Annotated in this window: 16 protein-coding genes; 8 read left to right on the top strand and 8 right to left on the bottom strand. The window is 65.9% G+C overall.

Annotated elements, in window-relative coordinates; genetic code table 11:
- Positions 1-79: 79 nt before the first annotated feature.
- From tsaD to C7T96_RS05510, 6 genes are all read left to right on the top strand, one after another.
- Complete coding sequence (tsaD, locus tag C7T96_RS05535; RefSeq protein WP_199190427.1) at positions 80-1,168, top strand: tRNA (adenosine(37)-N6)-threonylcarbamoyltransferase complex transferase subunit TsaD; 1,089 nt, start codon at positions 80-82, stop codon at positions 1,166-1,168.
- Entirely contained in the window at positions 1,165-2,163 is a 999-nt protein-coding gene (locus C7T96_RS05530; RefSeq protein ID WP_106570186.1) for an NAD(P)H-dependent glycerol-3-phosphate dehydrogenase, read from the top strand. Before tsaD ends, C7T96_RS05530 begins: the two co-directional genes overlap by 4 nt.
- Before the next feature lie 23 nt (positions 2,164-2,186).
- Complete coding sequence (locus C7T96_RS05525) at positions 2,187-2,483, top strand: YciI-like protein (RefSeq protein ID WP_106570185.1); 297 nt, start codon at positions 2,187-2,189, stop codon at positions 2,481-2,483.
- Positions 2,484-2,912 carry an EVE domain-containing protein gene (locus C7T96_RS05520; RefSeq protein ID WP_106570184.1) on the top strand — a complete coding sequence of 143 codons (429 nt, stop codon included), beginning with the start codon at positions 2,484-2,486 and terminating at the stop codon, positions 2,910-2,912. It begins immediately after the preceding gene.
- Between the two features lie 10 nt (positions 2,913-2,922).
- Complete coding sequence (locus C7T96_RS05515; RefSeq protein ID WP_106570183.1) at positions 2,923-3,594, top strand: methyltransferase; 672 nt, start codon at positions 2,923-2,925, stop codon at positions 3,592-3,594.
- Between the two features lie 61 nt (positions 3,595-3,655).
- Complete coding sequence (locus tag C7T96_RS05510) at positions 3,656-4,063, top strand: DUF1761 domain-containing protein (RefSeq protein WP_106570182.1); 408 nt, start codon at positions 3,656-3,658, stop codon at positions 4,061-4,063.
- Position 4,064: 1 nt separating this feature from the next.
- Here the strand turns inward: C7T96_RS05510 and C7T96_RS05505 are convergent, their stop codons facing one another.
- Complete coding sequence (locus C7T96_RS05505) at positions 4,065-4,652, bottom strand: L,D-transpeptidase family protein (protein WP_106570181.1); 588 nt, start codon at positions 4,650-4,652, stop codon at positions 4,065-4,067.
- Between the two features lie 80 nt (positions 4,653-4,732).
- Between C7T96_RS05505 and C7T96_RS05500 the strand changes: the two genes are divergently transcribed.
- Together C7T96_RS05500 and C7T96_RS05495 are read left to right on the top strand one after the other, a co-directional pair.
- Positions 4,733-5,416, top strand: a complete 684-nt coding sequence (locus tag C7T96_RS05500; protein ID WP_106570180.1) for a response regulator transcription factor — start codon at positions 4,733-4,735, stop codon at positions 5,414-5,416.
- 46 nt (positions 5,417-5,462) lie between these two features.
- On the top strand, positions 5,463-5,915 hold the full coding sequence (locus tag C7T96_RS05495) for a cyclic nucleotide-binding domain-containing protein (RefSeq protein WP_106570179.1): 453 nt from the start codon (positions 5,463-5,465) through the stop codon (positions 5,913-5,915).
- A gap of 174 nt (positions 5,916-6,089) precedes the next feature.
- On the opposite strand, the gene C7T96_RS05490 is transcribed toward C7T96_RS05495, so the two are convergent.
- The 7 genes from C7T96_RS05490 to C7T96_RS05460 form a co-directional block, all read right to left on the bottom strand.
- Positions 6,090-6,896 carry an exodeoxyribonuclease III gene (locus C7T96_RS05490; protein ID WP_106570178.1) on the bottom strand — a complete coding sequence of 269 codons (807 nt, stop codon included), beginning with the start codon at positions 6,894-6,896 and terminating at the stop codon, positions 6,090-6,092.
- A 184-nt stretch (positions 6,897-7,080) separates the two neighbouring features.
- The gene (locus tag C7T96_RS05485) at positions 7,081-7,668 is read right to left on the bottom strand and encodes an outer membrane lipoprotein carrier protein LolA (RefSeq protein WP_245414086.1); all 588 of its coding nucleotides are present in this window, start codon (positions 7,666-7,668) and stop codon (positions 7,081-7,083) included.
- Between the two features lie 162 nt (positions 7,669-7,830).
- The gene (locus C7T96_RS05480) at positions 7,831-10,392 is read right to left on the bottom strand and encodes a DNA translocase FtsK (protein WP_106570176.1); all 2,562 of its coding nucleotides are present in this window, start codon (positions 10,390-10,392) and stop codon (positions 7,831-7,833) included.
- A gap of 160 nt (positions 10,393-10,552) precedes the next feature.
- Positions 10,553-10,978, bottom strand: coding sequence for a hypothetical protein (locus C7T96_RS05475; protein ID WP_106570175.1), 426 nt, complete (start codon positions 10,976-10,978; stop codon positions 10,553-10,555).
- Positions 10,979-11,147: 169 nt separating this feature from the next.
- Positions 11,148-12,503, bottom strand: a complete 1,356-nt coding sequence (locus tag C7T96_RS05470; RefSeq protein ID WP_106570507.1) for an ammonium transporter — start codon at positions 12,501-12,503, stop codon at positions 11,148-11,150.
- A 28-nt stretch (positions 12,504-12,531) separates the two neighbouring features.
- Positions 12,532-12,870, bottom strand: coding sequence for a P-II family nitrogen regulator (locus C7T96_RS05465; protein WP_106570174.1), 339 nt, complete (start codon positions 12,868-12,870; stop codon positions 12,532-12,534).
- Positions 12,871-13,096: 226 nt separating this feature from the next.
- Positions 13,097-13,975 (bottom strand): acyl-CoA thioesterase II, encoded by an 879-nt coding sequence (locus C7T96_RS05460; protein WP_106570173.1) that lies wholly within the window; start codon positions 13,973-13,975, stop codon positions 13,097-13,099.
- Between the last annotated feature and the right edge of the window lie 113 nt (positions 13,976-14,088).

The following is a 14,088-nucleotide window of genomic DNA, read 5'->3' as shown; positions in this document are numbered from 1 at the left end:
GTGACGGAGGGTTGTGATTGGCGGCCTTCCTACCCGAGGAAAGGACCATACGGCAATCATGCGGCCCGATCACGCCGACATTCGCGTTCTCGGCATCGAGACAAGTTGCGACGAAACGGCGGCGGCGGTGGTGGAATCGCAGCCGGGGCGGCCGCCCCGGATTTGCTCGAACGTCGTACTCAGCCAGATCGCCGAACATGCCGCGTTCGGCGGCGTGGTGCCCGAGATCGCGGCGCGCGCCCATGTCGAGGGACTAGACGGTGTTGTTGCGGCGGCGCTTGCCGAAGCTGATACGCGCCTGTCGGACGTCGACGCGATCGCGGTGACCGCCGGACCTGGCCTGATCGGCGGGCTTCTGGTCGGGCTGATGACGGCCAAGGCGCTGGCGGCTGCGACAAGCAAGCCGCTGATCGCCATCAACCATCTGGAGGGGCATGCGCTGTCGGCGCGGCTGATGGCGCCGGTCGCCTTTCCCTATCTAATGTTGCTGGTTTCGGGCGGCCACACCCAGATCGTGCTGGTCAAGGGGCCGGGATCCTACGAGCGATGGGCCTCGACCATCGACGACGCGCTCGGCGAGGCGTTCGACAAGACGGCGAAGCTGTTGGGCCTGCCCTATCCGGGCGGACCGAGCGTGGAACGTGTCGCCGCAGGCGGCGATCCCGCCCGCTTCGATCTGCCGCGCCCGCTCAAAGGCGAGGCGCGGCTCGATTTTTCCTTCTCCGGGCTGAAGACGGCCGTGCGCCAGGCGGCTGGCGCGATCGCACCGCTGAGCCGGCAGGACATCGCCGACATCGCCGCCTCCTTCCAAAGCGCGATCGTGGAGACGCTGGAGGACCGCGTTGCGCGCAGCCTTTTGCGTTTTCGCGCCGATTTTGCCGACCTGGCGGCGCCGGTGCTGGTGGTGGCCGGCGGGGTGGCCGCCAACCGGGCGATCCGCGCCGCGCTGGAAAGGCTGTGTCGCGATCACGGGTTCGGATTTCTGGCGCCGCCGGCCGAGTTGTGCACCGACAACGCGGCGATGATCGCCTGGGCGGGCATTGAGCGCCTGCGGGCAGGATTGCCGCCGCAGGACGATGCGATGATCCAGGCGCCCCGCTCGCGCTGGCCGCTCGACATGTCCGCCGCCCCGCTGATCGGGGCCGGCAAGCGGGGGGCCAAAGCGTGAGCGCGCCCGAGGCGAAGGCGGCCGCGATCGCCGTGCTCGGCGGCGGCGCATGGGGCACGGCGCTTGCCCAGGCCGAGGCGCTCGCCGGTCATGAGGTCCGGCTTTGGGCGCGCGATCCGGCAACCGTGGAAACCATCAACGGCGCGCGCCGCAACCCGCGTTTCCTGTCCGATATCACGCTCGACCGGCGTATTCGCGCCACCGCCGATCTGGCCGATGCGGTCGCCGGCGCGGCTTCGGTGCTCCTGGTAACGCCGGCGCAAACGATGGCGCCGGTGAGCCGCATGCTTGCCCAAGTGCTGGTCCCGGGCGTTCCGGTCGTGTTGTGCGCAAAGGGGATCGACGCGGCTTCCGGCACGCTTTTGTCGGCCGTCGCGGCGCGCAACCTGCCGCGGAATCCGATCGCGGCGCTGTCGGGTCCGAGCTTCGCCGTCGATGTCGCGGCCGGCCTGCCGACGGCGGTGACGATCGCAGCCGATGACGCGGAACTTGCCGGCGTCCTGTCGACGCTTTTGTCGACACCGGCGCTGCGGTGCTATTCCAGCGACGATCTTGCAGGCGTCGAAGCGGGCGGAGCGCTGAAAAACGTGATGGCGATCGCGGCTGGCGCGGTGGCCGGTGCCGGGCTGGGCGCGAGCGCGCAGGCGGCCACGGTCACGCGTGGGTTCGTGGAATTACGGCGCATCGCCGGGTTTTTCGGCGCCCGCAGCGAAACGCTGATGGGGCTTTCGGGTTTCGGCGATCTCTTCCTCACCTGTGGATCCGGCAAGTCGCGCAACTTCACCTATGGGCTGGCGCTGGGGCGCGGCGACCCGCTCGACGGCCTGCCGCTGGCGGAAGGCGTGGCCACGGCCGCGATCGCCGACCGTCTCGCGCGCGAAGGCGGTATCGACGCGCCGATCACCAGAAATGTCGCGCTTTTGCTTGACCGCGCGATCACCGTGCGCGAAGCCATGACGGCGCTGCTGTCGCGGCCGCTGAAAAGCGAAGTCTGACCCGACAGGCAAGTGGAGGACCGATGCTGTTTGCCCTGATTTGCACCGACAAGCCCGACCATCTCCAGGTGCGGCTGGATACGAGGCCTGATCATGTCACCTATCTGGAGGGGCTGAACGCCGGCGGTACGCTGAAATTTGCCGGCCCGTTTCTCGACGACACCGGCAAGCCGACCGGCAGCCTGGTGGTCGTGGAGGCGGCTGACCGGGCGGCGGCAGAGCTGATCGCCGAGGCCGATCCCTACGCGCGTGCCGGCTTGTTTGCGGCCGTCGAGGTCAAGGCCTGGAACTGGGTCTTCAACCCGCCGCAGGAGGCCTAGATGGCATATTGGCTGTTCAAATCGGAACCCTCGACCTGGTCGTGGGACAAGCAGAAGGCCAAGGGCAAGGCGGGCGAGCAATGGGACGGCGTGCGCAACTACCAGGCCCGCAACAATATGCGGGCGATGACGGTCGGCGATAAGGGTTTTTTCTACCACTCTCAGGAGGGGCTGGAGATCGTCGGGATCGTGGAGGTGAGCGCGCCCGCCCATCCAGACAGCACCTCAGACGATCCGCGCTGGGAATGCGTCGATATCCGCGCGGTGCGCGACATGCCGAAGCCGGTCAGCCTCACCGACATCAAGGCCAATCCGGCTCTGGCAGAGATGGTGCTGGTGAAGAACTCGCGGCTGTCCGTGCAACCGGTCCGCGACGAGGAATGGGCCGAAATCTGCCGCATGGGCGGGCTCGATCCCGCGTCGACCTGACGTCCTGCCGGTGGTCGGCACGTCCGCAAAGACGCTTTCGTCGGGCGAGGCCAGCGCCTTCGTCACGGCCAATACCGGGTTGATCGCGCCGCCGCACGTGCCCGAGATCGTGTTGCATCTCGCCGACGAGGCACATGCGTTGTGGCTCAGGACCGAGGCGGAACTGGAGGCGATCGGACTGCCGCCGCCCTTCTGGGCGTTTGCCTGGGCGGGCGGACAGGGGCTGGCGCGCCATATCCTCGACCATCCAGAGATCGTCGCCGGTAAGACGGTCTTGGATTTCGCGACCGGATCCGGCCTGGTCGCGATCGCCGCGCGCAAGGCGGGAGCGGCCACGGTGATCGCGGCCGATACCGATCCGTTCTGCCCAGCAGCGGTGGCGCTCAACGCCACGGCGAACGATGTCGAGATCGCCTTCGACGGCCGCGATCTGATCGGCCATGACGAAGGCTGGCAGGTCGTGCTCGCCGGCGACGTCTTTTACGATCGCGCGCTCGCCGAGCGACTTTCGGGCTGGCTCGGCCGTCTTTCGGCGCGCGGTGCGCTCGTGCTAGTCGGCGATCCCGGCCGATCCTATCTGCCGCGCGCACTGCTCACGGAAATCGCTACCTACCAGGTGCCGGTGACGCGGGCGCTGGAGGACGCGGAGGTCAAGCACACCACGGTGTGGCGGTTCGATTGACGAACTCTCAGCAGCGGCGTTCTATGCGACCGGGGCTTTTTCGCGTGCAAGAGGGGGTGGCATGGATTTCGGAGGCGTGAACTATCTGGCGGTGCCGGTCGCCGCGGTCGCGGCTTTCCTGTTCGGCGCCGTCTATTATGGCGGGCTCGGCAAGCCCTGGATGAAGGCGGCGAAAATCAAGCCGGAAGACGCCCGTATGGAGCCGATGCTGTTCGCGACCAGTTTCGGGTGCGAACTGGTGATGGCCTGGGTGATGGCCGGCGTGATCGGCCATCTCGGCGCCGGCCAGGTAACGCTGTGGAACGGCGTCGTCTCGGGTTTCTTCCTCTGGCTCGGCTTCATGGCGACAATCACCGCCGTCAACCAGCGCTATCAGGGGTTTGGCTGGGACCTGACGCTGATCGATGCCGGCCACTGGCTTGGCGTGGCGCTGATCATGGGCGGGATTATCGGCTGGTGGGGTGTCTGAGTCAGCCGACGACCTCGATCACCGAACCGCGCCGCAGGATCGGCAGGAGCCGCAGCATCGTACGGCGCGAGACGGCCACGCAGCCCTCGGTCGGCGTATAGCCAGGCCGCGCCAGATGCAGGAAGATCGCGCTGCCGCGTCCCCGCACGGCGGGGCGCATGTTCCAGTCGAGCACGATCACGACATCGTAGAGATGGTCGGCGCGACGCATGGTCTCGTGGCTGGCCGGGTAGGGGAGGTGCACCGGACGGTTGTAGTTGCGGTCGCCGGGCGCGTCGCACCAGCCGAGCCGGGGCGGGGTCGGCCGCAGCGGCAGGCGCGTGGGGTCGACGCGGCCCCGGTCGGCGCGTCGATAGCCCCATAGCAGCGTGAGCCGGCCGCGCGGCGTGGCGCCGTCGCCTTCGCGCTTGCGCGTTGTGATGCCGGCGCGGCCGAGTGCGCAGCAAAATACATGGTGCCCGCACTGCAGCAGGCCTTGCGTCGGGCGTCCGGGCCGCGCCCGCACCACCAGCCGCGGCGGACCGGAATTGCCGCCTGCCGCATTGCGCTCACGATTTTTGGAGTATGATGACGCGGCTTTACAAATCACGGTGAGCGTCTTTCACGATTCGCGCGTGCCCCATAGATGTGGAATCATCGACCCTTTCACGATTGCTTATGGAACGAAACATGACTTCACGCACCATATTGATTGTCGACGACGATGACGATCTGCGCACCACGCTGGTCGAGCAGCTGTCGCTCTACGAGGAATTCAGGGTCATCCAGGAACCCACGGCCGGCAAGGGCATCCAGACCGCGCGCGGCGGGCTGATCGATCTTTTGATCATGGATGTCGGACTGCCGGACATGGATGGGCGCGAGGCGGTGAAATTGCTGCGCAAGGGCGGCTTCAAGGCGCCGATCATCATGCTGACCGGCCACGATACCGATTCCGACACGATTTTGGGCCTGGAGGCGGGCGCCAACGATTACGTGACCAAGCCGTTCCGCTTCGCCGTTCTGCTGGCACGGCTGCGAGCGCAGTTGCGCCAGCACGAGCAGAGCGAGGACGCCACCTTCGTCGTCGGACCCTATACGTTCAAGCCGAGTCAGAAGCTTTTGATCGACCAGCGCGGCGGCAAGGTGCGGCTGACCGAGAAGGAAGCCTCGATCATCAAATATCTCTACCGGGCCGGCCAGAAGGTGATCACGCGCGACGTGCTTCTGGAGGAAGTGTGGGGCTACAATTCCGGCGTCACCACCCATACGCTCGAGACCCACGTCTACCGCTTGCGCCAGAAGATCGAGCGTGATCCTTCCAATGCGGAAATTCTTGTGACAGAAAGCGGGGGTTACAAGCTCGTCCCCTGAGTCGAAAGGCACCGGTTGGGCCGGGCTGGAAGGCCGGGACACCTTCATGGCGCTTGACGACGATATCGGCATTCTCGCCGGCGTGGGCATATTTCGCGAATTCACGCAGGACCAGCTTCGTCTTCTCGCGTTCGGGACGGAGCGCCTGCGCCGGCCCGCCGGCAAAGAGATCTATCGCGAAGGGGCGGCGGCCGACTGCGCCTTCGTCGTGGTCGAGGGCACGGTCGCGCTTTTTCGCGAGCGCGAGGGCGAGCGTGCGATTGTCGGCCGGCTGGGGCCGGGCTCGGTGATGGGCGAACTGGCGTTGATTTCCAGCGGATACCGGCTGACCGGGGCGCTGGCCGAGACCGAAGTCGAACTGATGCGGCTCAATCGGAGCCTTTTCCAGCGCATCCTGGTCGAATATCCCGACGCGGCCGCCAAGCTGCACCGGCGGCTGTCGGCCGATCTCACCGGCATGCTGGAACGGATCGAGCGCCTGGCGCCGAAGTTTTCCTAGCGATGTCGATGGGGCGATGCCCGTCGCGGGAGCGGACCGCGCCCACGATCGAGGCGGGTTTGCCGGACTTTACCAGAGCCGCTCTGCTTTTCACGGATTCGCAGACCGGCTCCACCTTCTTGTTTTAACGCGTTTGCGAACGGCGAACCGGCTTCCACTTCGCCTGGAAACGCTTCAGTCGAACCCGAAACGCGTGATGACCGGGACGTGGTCGGACGGGCGTTCCCAGCCGCGGGCGTCGCGCAGAACCTCCACCTCACGCATGTCGTCGACGAGGTTCGGCGAGGTCCACACATGGTCGAGCCTGCGGCCGCGATCGGAGGCGGCCCAGTCGCGGTTGCGATAGCTCCACCACGTGTAAAGCCGCTCATGCGGCGGGATATGGGCGCGCATCAGGTCGACCCAGCCGCCTTCGGTGCGCATCGATTCCAGCCCTTCGGTCTCGATCGGAGTGTGGCTGACGACTTTAAGAAGCTGCTTGTGCGACCAGACATCGGTCTCGAGCGGCGCGATGTTCAGGTCGCCGACCAGGATCGCAGCCGATTCGCCGTCGAAACCGGCGCGCACCGAGCGCATTTCCTCGATGAAATCGAGCTTGTGGCGGAATTTCGGGTTGATCTCGGGGTCGGGCTCGTCGCCGCCGGCCGGGACGTAGAAATTGTGCAGCAGCAGCGACCGGCCGCCGGCCGAAAGCCGTGTCGAAACATGTCGCCGGTCGCCCATGCCGCAGAAATCGCGTTTTTCGACGATGTCGAGCGGACGCCGCGATAGCGTGGCGACGCCATGATAGCCCTTCTGGCCGCTGATCGCGATGTGGCCGTAGCCGAGCGCCTCGAAGGCGGCGGCCGGAAACAGGTCGTCGGGACATTTCGTTTCCTGCAGACACAGGACGTCGGGCGCGTAGTCCTTCAAGAACTGCTCCACCAGCGGCAGGCGCAGGCGAACGGAATTGATGTTCCAGGTGGCGAGGGTGAAGGGCATGGTCGGTTCCGGCTGGCGTGAGGGCGCGAAACTGCCAGCCGCGGGCGGTGGTGGCAAGCGCAGGCCGGCGCCGGAGCCGGCTGATGGGCTTCATCCACAGGCGATTGGCGGGGAAGGGGGCGCCAACGGAACGACGCGGCCGCGGCAGGCAACGGGCGCTGATTGCGGGCGCAGGGCGAACGGGCTACCGCGTTGGTCCGCGACCGCGCGCGCCGTGCCGGGAGATATACTGATAATCGATCGCGAACACGCTCGGATCGAAGGTCACGCCCTGCTTGACGTTGAAGATCATCACCGTCGTGTCCTTGCCCTGCGAATCGGTGATGGTCCACTGTCGCAATTCGTAGGATTCGGGGTCGAACATCATGGTGATGGTGGCGTCGCCGAAAACCGAGCGGTCCTGCAGCCTGATCGTGGTCAGGTCCTTTTCCTGGCTGACCTGGCTGACCTTTTCGGCCGACAGATCGATGCTGTCGTCGAGCAGCAGCTTCAGCGGCGTCTTCGACAGCGGGTAGAGATCCCACGTCTTCAGCTTCTTGTTGTTGATGACGACCGACTTGCCGTCGGCGATCACCTGTACGCCGGCCGGGGCCTCGTAATTGAAGCGGATCTTGCCGGGCCGTTCGATGTAGAATTTGCCGCCGGTCTGTTCGCCGCGCGGACCGAATTGCACGAACTCGCCCATCATGGTGCGGATCTGGGTGAAATGATTGGCGATTTTCTGCGCTTCGGGGCTGGCCGCGGCCGCCGCCGTGGCAGGCGCAAGCGGCATGAGACAGGTCGCGCCGAGCGCGGCGAAGCCGGCGAGCGCGGCGCGGCGCGACAATCGTCCTGCCATGTGCGGGGAAGAATTCATGATGGCAGCTCTCCTAAGCGTTGCGAGAGGTCTAGGCACCGAGTGCGGCATTAGTTTGGCTCTCATGCGGCCGACCGGTCAAAAAGTCTCGTCCTCGGTCGGCACCAGGATCTCGCGCTTGCCGGCGTGGTTGGCTGGGCCGACGACGCCTTCCTGCTCCATGCGCTCGATGATCGAGGCGGCGCGATTGTAGCCGATGCCCAGGCGTCTCTGGATATAGCTGGTGGAGGCTTTGCCGTCCCGCAAGACCACGGCGACGGCCTGGTCGTAGGGGTCGTCGGAATTATCGACATTGCCGCCGCCGGAACCCGACGGGCCGGAGGCGTCGTCGTCCTCGTCGTCCTCGGTGATGGCGTCGAGATATTCCGGCACGCCCTGGAGCTTGAGATGGGCAACGACCTTCTCCACCTCGTCGTCGGAGACAAACGGGCCGTGGACGCGCTGGATGCGCCCGCCGCCGGCCATGTAGAGCATGTCGCCCATGCCGAGAAGCTGTTCGGCGCCCTGTTCGCCCAGAATGGTGCGGCTATCGATCTTGGAGGTGACCTGGAAGGAGATCCGGGTCGGGAAATTGGCCTTGATGGTGCCGGTGATGACGTCGACGGACGGACGCTGGGTGGCCATGATGACATGGATGCCGGCCGCGCGCGCCATCTGCGCCAGGCGCTGCACCGCGCCCTCGATGTCCTTGCCGGCGACCATCATCAGATCGGCCATTTCGTCGATGATGACGACGATGTAAGGCAGCGGCGCCAGGTCGAGCGTCTCGGTCTCGTAGATCGCCTCGCCGGTTTCGCGGTCGAAGCCGGTCTGGACGGTGCGCGAGATCGCCTCGCCCTTCTTGGTGGCCTGGGTGACGCGCTGGTTGAAGCCGTCAATGTTGCGCACGCCGACCTTGGACATCTTGCGATAGCGGTCCTCCATCTCGCGCACGGTCCATTTCAGCGCGACCACGGCCTTTTTCGGGTCGGTGACGACGGGGGTCAGAAGATGCGGGATGCCGTCATAGACCGACAGTTCGAGCATTTTCGGGTCGATCATGATCAGCCGACATTGTTCGGGCCGCATGCGATAGAGGATCGACAGGATCATGGTGTTGATGGCGACCGACTTGCCCGAGCCGGTCGTGCCGGCGACGAGCACGTGCGGCATCTTGGCGAGATCAGCGATCACCACCTCGCCATTGATGGTCTTGCCGAGCGCCAGGCCGAGCTTCGCCTTGGTCTGCTCGTAGTCGCGCGAGGCCAGGATCTCGCGCAGGAAAACCGTTTCGCGGCGCGCATTGGGAAGCTCGATGCCGATGGCGTTGCGGCCCGGCACCACGGCGACGCGGCAGGCGATCGCGCTCATCGAGCGGGCGATGTCGTCGGCAAGGCCGATGACCCGAGACGACTTGATGCCGGGTGCGGGCTCGAGCTCGTAAAGGGTGACGACCGGGCCGGGGCGGACATGGATGATTTCGCCCTTGACGCCGAAATCCTCCAGGACGCCCTCGAGCAGGCGCGCGTTCTGTTCCAGCGCGTCCGTCGACAGGCTGGGGTCGCGCGCGACATTTTTCGGTTCGGCCAGGAAGTGCAGCGTCGGCATCTCGAAGTCGCTGGCGTCGATGAAGGAGGTTTGCGCCTCGCGCTGGACCCGGGCGCCGGGCCTGGGTTTGGGCGCCGGGTTTTCAACCCGCGCGGCCGCCCGCACGGGCTGGGGCGCGTTCTGCCGGGGCGCCGGCTCGAAATCGCCCGTATCCTCGAAACCGGCATCGTCGAAAGCCGAGCCTTCGACCGGTTCGGGCACCAGACCGTCGAGGCTTTCGAATTCGGGCTCGACGCGCAGCCGGTCGGCCCGTCCGGGCCGCATCTGCGAGACCTCGTCGGCCTCGTCCGGCACTTCGTCATAGTCGATGCCGGCATCGCGCGGCCCCGAAAGCCGGCGTACGAAGGCGCGGGCCGACAGCCACCAATGGACCAGCGCGCCGAGCGCTGGAACGCCGTCATCGTCGTCGGCCTCGTCAAAATCGCGATCGTCGTCCTCGTCGTCGCCGGCGGCCGCGAACTCGTCGACGGGCAGAGCGCTGCGGCCGATCAGACCGGTGGCGAACAGCATCAGCCACAGGCCGGGCAGGCCGAACAGCAGCATCAGCACTGCCGCCAGCAAGCCTTGCGGATAGCCGCCCGACAACAAGGCGGGCAGTTTGAGCACCATGTCGCCGAACACTCCGCCGAGGCCGGACGGCAGCGGCCAGGTCGGCGGCGCGGCGATGCAGCCGGCCACGGCCGCGCTCAGCAGGGCGGCGCCGGCCCAGGCGGCGCCGCGGCGCGGCAGGCGATCCGGTGTCCGGCCGGCGAGCAGGAACAGGCTCCATGCGAAAACCGGCACCAGCGCGGCGACGGAGGCGAGCCCCAGGAACTGCATGGCGAGATCGGCAACGACCGCGCCGGGATATCCCATCGCGTTGGTGAGCGTGTTGCCGGTGGCATGGCTGAAGCTGGGGTCGGCGACGTTCCAGGTCGCGAGCGCGGCGATGGCGAAGGCGCCGAACGCCAGCAGCGCCAGCCCGAGCGCGCGGGCCAGCAGCCGCTGCACGAAACTCTGGATTCCCTGTCCGATTCCACCCAGGGCCAGTGCCGCCGAATTGCCTGATCTCATCTCGCCTTCCTCGTACGCGTGCCGCCGTCCAGCCGATCGATCCGGACGGCAGGCCGCGACCCACCCTAGAAAGCGAGGGTTAAAGCCCCATTAACCATGCGTATTTGCGAGCCAGGGGATATCGCGTTTTTAAAAACGGGATGGTGGCTCCGGTAGCCTGCTAGAAGGACAGACCCGAACCCACGGCGCCCAGCGCTGTCCACATCAAAATGAGCGATCCGCATATGAAGCGCGGTGGCAGCCTGCCCATCAGCGATCCGGCGCGTTCCGAAAACGGACGGGGGAATGGCGAGTCGTCGCCCACGACCCTGAACCAGTGTTTGCGCAGCGCGCTGGTTCGGCGCGACGATGCCTCGATGCCCGCCCAGGTCGAGGCGGCAACGAGGATCCCGACCAGGGTGATCACGCCGTGTATCCAAAAGCGCGCTGGATCGGACGTCGTGGCCGTCGCGACCAGCGCATAGCTGGCGATCATAAAGCCCTGAAAAGTCAGGTTCCAGTTGAGCCGGCTGGCGATCAGGCCCTGTTCGATTTCGAACTGACGGCTGATCGCTTGGACGATGCGATATTGATCTTCCAGAGACAATGCTCTCCCCTCCCCCGGCGCCCCCACGCGGCGACTAGGATATGAGGAGAGAATGGAGCCCGATTCAAGTCTCGCTTCGTATAAGCGGAACCGCGGAACCGGGTCCTTTTTTGTCAGCAGGCGCTCTGAACGTTCCGGCCGGCAGGAGGCTGCCGGCCGGAATTGGCGTTTACGAGTGGTAGGCGGCCTCGCCGTGCGAGGTCAGGTCGAGGCCTTGACGTTCGGCGTCCTCGGCCGGCCTGAGTCCGATCAACACATCGGTGAGCTTGTAGAAGATCGCCGAGCCGATGCCGCACCACACGATGGTGACGAGGACGGCCAGGATCTGCGTCCAGACCTGCCCGGCCATCGACACGCCCTCGGCATAGCCGACGCCGCCCAGCGCGGAGGAGGCGAAGATGCCGGTGCCGATCGCGCCGACGATGCCGCCAATGCCGTGAATGCCGAACACGTCCAGCGAATCGTCGTAACCGAGTTTGATCTTCACGACGGCGACGAAATAATAACACACCGCGCTGGCGATGGCGCCGAGCACGATGGCGCCGACCGGGCCGACCAGCCCGGCGGCCGGCGTCACCGCGACCAGGCCGGCGATGACGCCGGAAGCCGCGCCCAGCATGGAGGCCTTGCCGCGCGCAAGCGCCTCGATCACTACCCAGGCGATGATCGCGCCGGCGGTCGCGGTGAAGGTGTTGATCATGGCAAGTGCCGCGCCGCCGGTCGCCTCGAGATTGGAGCCGGCATTGAAGCCGAACCAGCCCACCCACAGCATCGAGGCGCCGACCATGGTCAGGGTCATGGAATGCGGGGCCATGTTGTCCTTGCCGTAGCCGATGCGCTTGCCGATCATCATGCACCCGACGAGACCGGCGATGCCGGCATTGATATGCACCACGGTGCCGCCGGCGAAGTCGAGCGCGCCCCAGCCGAACAGCAGCCCGCTGCCGTCCCAGACCATGTGAGCGATTGGGAAATAGACGAAGGTGACCCACAGGACGACGAACAGCACCACGGCCGAAAACTTCACCCGTTCGGCGAAGGCGCCGACGATCAGCGCCGGCGTGATGCAGGCGAAGGTCATCTGAAAGCAGATGAAGACCAGTTCGGGAATGACGACCCCGTCGGTGAAGGTCGCCGCGGTGCTGTCCATCGTCACGCCGGACAGGAACAGCTTGCCGAACCCGCCCCAGAACGGGCTGGTGCTGCCGCCGAAGGCGAAGGAATAGCCCCACACGGTCCAGATCACGATGACGACGGCGGTGATCATCGTGCATTGCATCAGCACCGACAGCATGTTCTTGGCGCGAACCAGCCCGCCGTAAAACAGCGCCAGGCCCGGCAGGATCATGAACAGCACCAGCACGGTGGCGATCATCATGAACGCGGTGTCGCCCTTGTCCATGATGGGTGCGGCCGCCTCGGCCGTGTCCTGAGCATAGGCGGCGAAAGGGGCAAGAGCACCGGCGCTCAGGCCGCCGGCCAGGGCGGGCCGAAGGCCGCGCCGGATAAGCGTTGGAATGGTCATCTTGGTCTCCTTGAAATCGGAATGACGGTCAGATCGCATCGACGTCGGTTTCTCCGGTGCGAATGCGCACCGCCTGATCGATCCCGTGGACGAAGATCTTGCCGTCGCCGATCTGTCCGGTGCGGGCGGCCGCGCCGATCGCCTCGACGGCCCGGTCGGCGAGATCGTCTGCGACGACGATCTCGATCTTGACCTTCGGCAGGAAGCTGACGGCGTATTCGGCGCCGCGATAGATTTCGGTATGTCCCTTCTGGCGCCCGTATCCCTTCACCTCGGTGACGGTCAGGCCCTGGATGCCGACGGCGGTCAGCGCCTCCCTGACCTCGTCGAGCTTGAACGGCTTTATGATAGCCATCACGATTTTCATCAGGCTTCACCCTTGTTTGTGCGGGGTCCCGCGTTCCATCACACCGCCGGCGGCCCGCGGGCGACCGGAGCGTGACAAGGGTGATTCAAGCTCCGTGCCAGTTTCGATGGCCTACGAACAATAGCCTGAAATGTTTCGGGAAATCGGATCGGGCGTCGCGCAGCCCGGCATTTGCGAATGGCGTTTCTGCAAAAATATCGTGCAGAACGGAATCTGTGCCTAAAATTTAGGCTTTGACCCTGGGCTCGCTGCGGAGCCGAATCAGCCCTTCCTGGGCGACCGAAGCGATCAGCACCCCGTCGCGGCCATAGATGGCACCGCGGGTGAAGCCGCGGGCGCCAGAGGTGGAGGGGCTGTCCTGGGTGTAGAGCAACCAGTCGTCGAGCGGGTGCTCACGGTGGAACCACATCGCATGGTCGAGGCTGGCGACCTGGAGGTCGGGATCGAAAACGGCACGCCCATGCGCGAAGGTCGAGGTGTCGAGAAGGGTCATGTCGGAGAGATAGGCAAGGACCGCGGCGCGCAACGGCCATTGGTCGGGCACCGGGCCGGTGGTCCGCAGCCAGATATTCTGGCGCGGCGGCAGCTTGTCGCGGCTCGTGTAGTGCTCGAGATTGACCGGTTTGATCTCCAGCGGCCGTTCACGGGCCCAGAAGCGGCGAATCGTGTCGGGCACGTTGTCCATATGCTCGAGCAGTTCGCGCTGGGTTTTGAGTTTTTCGGGCGGCGGCACGTCGAGCGGCATGGGGAATTGATGATCGAGCCCCGGTTCGGCGAGCTGGAAGGAGGCCTCGAGCGAAAAGATCGCCTTGCCATGCTGGACGGCGACAACCCGGCGCGTGGTGAAGGAGCCGCCGTCGCGGATGCGGTCGACCTCGTAGACGATCGGCACCTTGGTGTCGCCGGGACGCATGAAATAGCCGTGGAGCGAATGCACCTGCCGGTCGGCGTCGACGGTGCGCTGGGCGGCGACGAGGGCCTGACCGATGGTCTGGCCGCCGAACACGCGTTGCCAGGCCGTTTGCGGGCTGCGACCACGAAACAGATTGTGTTCCAGCCGCTCGAGGTCGAGAATGGCCAGAAGTTCCTGCATGGCTGGCGACATCGTCACGGCCCCGCTTTCGTCGACATGTCCGATTGTTCAGACTTGGCGGGTTTTCGAGCAGAAAGGCAAGGGCGAAGTCAACCGGATCGAGGGGCTGTGCGCGACGATCCGGC

Source organism: Nitratireductor sp. StC3, from assembly GCF_003015025.1.
In the GTDB taxonomy this organism is placed as follows: domain Bacteria; phylum Pseudomonadota; class Alphaproteobacteria; order Rhizobiales; family Rhizobiaceae; genus Mangrovimarina; species Mangrovimarina alexandrii.
The sequence above is the reverse complement of the archived record's forward strand: the minus strand, read 5'-3'. Positions and strand labels throughout refer to the sequence as shown.

Coding starts and splice junctions, on each gene's coding strand:
- C7T96_RS05490 (WP_106570178.1), bottom strand. CDS start 6,896: ATGCCCTTCACCCTCGCCACCTGGAACATCAATTCCGTTCGCCTGCGC.
- C7T96_RS05510 (WP_106570182.1), top strand. CDS start 3,656: ATGGATTTCGGAGGCGTGAACTATCTGGCGGTGCCGGTCGCCGCGGTC.
- C7T96_RS05500 (WP_106570180.1), top strand. CDS start 4,733: ATGACTTCACGCACCATATTGATTGTCGACGACGATGACGATCTGCGC.
- C7T96_RS05480 (WP_106570176.1), bottom strand. CDS start 10,392: ATGAGATCAGGCAATTCGGCGGCACTGGCCCTGGGTGGAATCGGACAG.
- C7T96_RS05470 (WP_106570507.1), bottom strand. CDS start 12,503: ATGACCATTCCAACGCTTATCCGGCGCGGCCTTCGGCCCGCCCTGGCC.
- C7T96_RS05460 (WP_106570173.1), bottom strand. CDS start 13,975: ATGTCGCCAGCCATGCAGGAACTTCTGGCCATTCTCGACCTCGAGCGG.
- C7T96_RS05525 (WP_106570185.1), top strand. CDS start 2,187: ATGCTGTTTGCCCTGATTTGCACCGACAAGCCCGACCATCTCCAGGTG.
- C7T96_RS05495 (WP_106570179.1), top strand. CDS start 5,463: ATGGCGCTTGACGACGATATCGGCATTCTCGCCGGCGTGGGCATATTT.
- C7T96_RS05465 (WP_106570174.1), bottom strand. CDS start 12,870: ATGAAAATCGTGATGGCTATCATAAAGCCGTTCAAGCTCGACGAGGTC.
- C7T96_RS05520 (WP_106570184.1), top strand. CDS start 2,484: ATGGCATATTGGCTGTTCAAATCGGAACCCTCGACCTGGTCGTGGGAC.
- C7T96_RS05485 (WP_245414086.1), bottom strand. CDS start 7,668: ATGCCGCTTGCGCCTGCCACGGCGGCGGCCGCGGCCAGCCCCGAAGCG.